Consider the following 3,003-nt stretch of genomic DNA (forward strand, 5'->3'; position numbering starts at 1 on the left):
CCAAGGCCGCCGATCCCGATCACGGAGCCGACCGACACCATCGAGATGTTGGTGACGGCGACCACGCGAAGGCCCGCGACGAGCACCGGAATGGCCAGCGGTAGTTCAACTTTCAGGACTCGCACGAGCGGGCGGTAGCCAACGGCGGTGGCGGCGTCCAGCACGGCGGGCGGCACCGCGTCGAGCGCTTCGGGTACCACGCGGACGAGCAGCGCGACGGTGTACAGCGTCAGCGCCACGATGACGTTGGACTCGTCGAGGATCCGGGTCGGGATGATCAGCGGCAGCACCACGAACAGCGCGAGGGACGGAACGGTGAAGATGATGCTCGCAGTGACCGTGGTGATCCTGCGCCACAACGTGTTTCGATGCACGAACGCCCCAAGCGGAACCGCGATCAGCAAGCCCAGCACCAAGGGGACCAACGACAGCCGCAAGTGGATCAGCGTCAACGCCCACGCGTCGTCGAGGTGGTTCAGGAGGTAGTTCACGGCTCGGTCCCGCCCCGCTGCGCCTCCAGCGCCGCCAGCACGTCGGCGGCCTTGACACCGCCGATCACCTGCTCGGACTCATCAACCGCCACACCCAGCCCAGAGGGTGAGGACAGCGCGGCGTCGAGCGCCAGCCGCAGCGTGCCTCCCGGCCGGAACAGCGACCCACCGGCAATGCTGCTGTCGTACAACGTGCTTCCGCTGCGGTGGAGTTCGACCCCGTGGGCGTTGATCCACGCGTAGGGGGAGCCGTCGGGCTTGATGACCAGGGCCCACTCCCCCTGGCTCAGGTCCATGGAGTCGATGCCGGGCTCGCCGACGGTCCGGACGTCGTGCAGCGGAAGGCCGGTGGCGTGAAAGAACTGCAGGCCCCGGTAGCCGCGGTCGGCGCCGACGAAACCGGCGACGAAGTCGTTGGCGGGGTTGGACAGCAGCCGCGCGGGCGCGTCGTATTGCTGCAACTTGCCGCCACGGCCGAACACCGCGACCTTCTCGCCGAGCTTGATCGCCTCGTCGATGTCGTGGGTGACGAACACGATGGTCTTACGCAATTCGCTTTGCAGTCGCAGGATTTCGGTCTGCAGCTCCTCGCGGACCACCGGGTCCACGGCGCTGAAGGGCTCGTCCATCAGCAGGATCGGCGGATCGGCGGCAAGTGCACGGGCCACGCCGACGCGCTGCTGCTGCCCGCCCGAGAGCTGAGCCGGGTAGCGGTTGGCCAACTTCGGATCCAGCCCGACGCGCTCGAGTACGCCGAGCGCGGCCTTGCGGGCGCTGCGCCGGGATTCGCCCTTGAGCACGGGGACGGTGGCGACGTTGTCGATGACCTTCAGGTGGGGCATCAAGCCGGCGCTCTGAATCACGTAGCCGATGCCAAGGCGCAACTGCACCGGGTCGACCTTGGTGACGTCGTTGCCGTCCACGGTCAGCTTGCCTGCCGACGGGTCGATCATCCGATTGATCATCCGCATCGAGGTGGTCTTGCCACAGCCGGACGGACCGACGAATGCGGCCAGCGTGCCGTCGGGCACCTCGAGCGTGAGGTCGTCGACCGCGACCGTGCCGTCGGGGTAGACCTTGCGGACGGCGTCGAAATTGATCATCTGGCCCTATTCCTGGTGTTCTAGCCTGCGACCGGCTTGTCGAACCCGTTCTGCTGAATCCACTTCTTCGCCGCCTCTTCGGGGTCGATACCGCTGTTGCCCGACGTCTCGGTGTTCATCTCGATGAGGGCCTCGGTGCTCAGCTTGGCGCTGACGGCGTCCAGCACCGTCTTGAGCTGGTCCGACAACTTCTGCGACGCGACCAGCGGTACGACGTTGGCGGCCAGGAAGTTGTTCTTCGGATCCTCGAGGACCACCAGCTTGTTCTGCGGGATCGCCGGCGACGTGCTGAAGATGTCCGCGGCCGTCACCGTGCCGTCGACGAGTGCACGCACCGTCGCCGGGCCGCCGCCGTCGCTGATGGCGATGAAGTTGGCAGGCGCCACGTCGAGGCCGTACTTCGCCTTGAGCCCTGGCAGGCCCTCGGCCCGGTTCAGGAACTCCGACGGCGCCCCGAACTTCACCTCCGCGGAGTGCGCCGCGAGGTCACCGATGGTCTTGAGGTTCCACTTCTTGGCCGTCCCGTCGGTGACCGCGACGGTGTCCTGGTCGTTGGCCGGCGACGGCGTCAGGATCGACAGGTCGCCGGGCAGCGCACGGTAGAGGGCCAACTCGACGGACGTCGGATCGGTCGCCTTGGTCGCCTTGTCGAAGTACTGCAGCAGGTTGCCGGTGTACTCGGGGATGAGGTCGATGGAGTGATCCTTGACCGCAGGGATGTAGGTCTCGCGGCTGCCGATGCCGAATTGCCGCCGGATGTCGAAACCGTTGGCCTCCAGCGCCTGAGCGTAGATCTCGGCGATGATCTTGGACTCCGGGAAGTCCGCGGAACCCACCGCGATCGACTTGAGGTCACCCGATATCTCGCCACCGCCGAGCGGGTTGGAACTCCCGCATGCCGTGGCGATGAGGGCGAGTACGGCTGCGAGTACGGCCAGACTTCTCTTGTGCACGGTTCGTCGCGCGGGGCTCATCGCAAGTCCTTTCGGGGCGCACCTGCTTTCCGAGACCCTAACGGCCTTCGCGGGATGTCGCCTGGCTTTACCTCGTGCTGAGCGGACGGGTTGCCCGCAAACCGGGTGGGACACTGAGCCGATGACATCCAACGACGTTTACGAACGGCTCGGCGTGCTCGAGCAGCTCGTCCAGCACCTCTACGCGAAGACCGGCGTGCCGATGCCCGATCTGCAGACGCTCGCCCGAACCCAGGTTCCGGCCCACGTGCAGCAGCTGCTCGCCTCAGGCGACAAGATCGGCGCCATCAAGGCCTACCGAGCCGAGGCGAACGTCGATCTTCCCACCGCGAGCCGGATCATCGAGTCGCTCTGACGCTCCGGTGATAAACCGGTACCGCCGGTTTCATTCGCAGGCCCGACGGGCAAAGATGGAGTCATGAGTACCGACCCGAA

4 protein-coding genes are annotated in these 3,003 nt (G+C 66.4%); 1 reads left to right on the forward strand and 3 read right to left on the reverse strand.

The features are described 5' to 3' along the window. From QOC69_RS15380 to QOC69_RS15390, 3 genes are all read right to left on the reverse strand, one after another. The coding region (locus QOC69_RS15380) for an ABC transporter permease (protein ID WP_526440963.1) at positions 1-491 on the reverse strand (491 nt) is incomplete at its 3' end. Then, on the reverse strand, positions 488-1,594 hold the full coding sequence (locus tag QOC69_RS15385) for an ABC transporter ATP-binding protein (protein WP_526440965.1): 1,107 nt from the start codon (positions 1,592-1,594) through the stop codon (positions 488-490). The genes QOC69_RS15380 and QOC69_RS15385, both read right to left, overlap by 4 nt. A gap of 20 nt (positions 1,595-1,614) precedes the next feature. Beyond that, positions 1,615-2,568, reverse strand: a complete 954-nt coding sequence (locus tag QOC69_RS15390) for an ABC transporter substrate-binding protein (RefSeq protein WP_526440967.1) — start codon at positions 2,566-2,568, stop codon at positions 1,615-1,617. Between the two features lie 121 nt (positions 2,569-2,689). On the opposite strand from QOC69_RS15390, the gene QOC69_RS15395 reads away from it, so the two are divergent. Next, entirely contained in the window at positions 2,690-2,923 is a 234-nt protein-coding gene (locus tag QOC69_RS15395) for a hypothetical protein (protein WP_526440969.1), read from the forward strand. Positions 2,924-3,003 lie beyond the last annotated feature (80 nt).

It is taken from the genome of Mycobacterium sp., from assembly GCF_032162105.1.
GTDB lineage: Bacteria > Actinomycetota > Actinomycetes > Mycobacteriales > Mycobacteriaceae > Mycobacterium.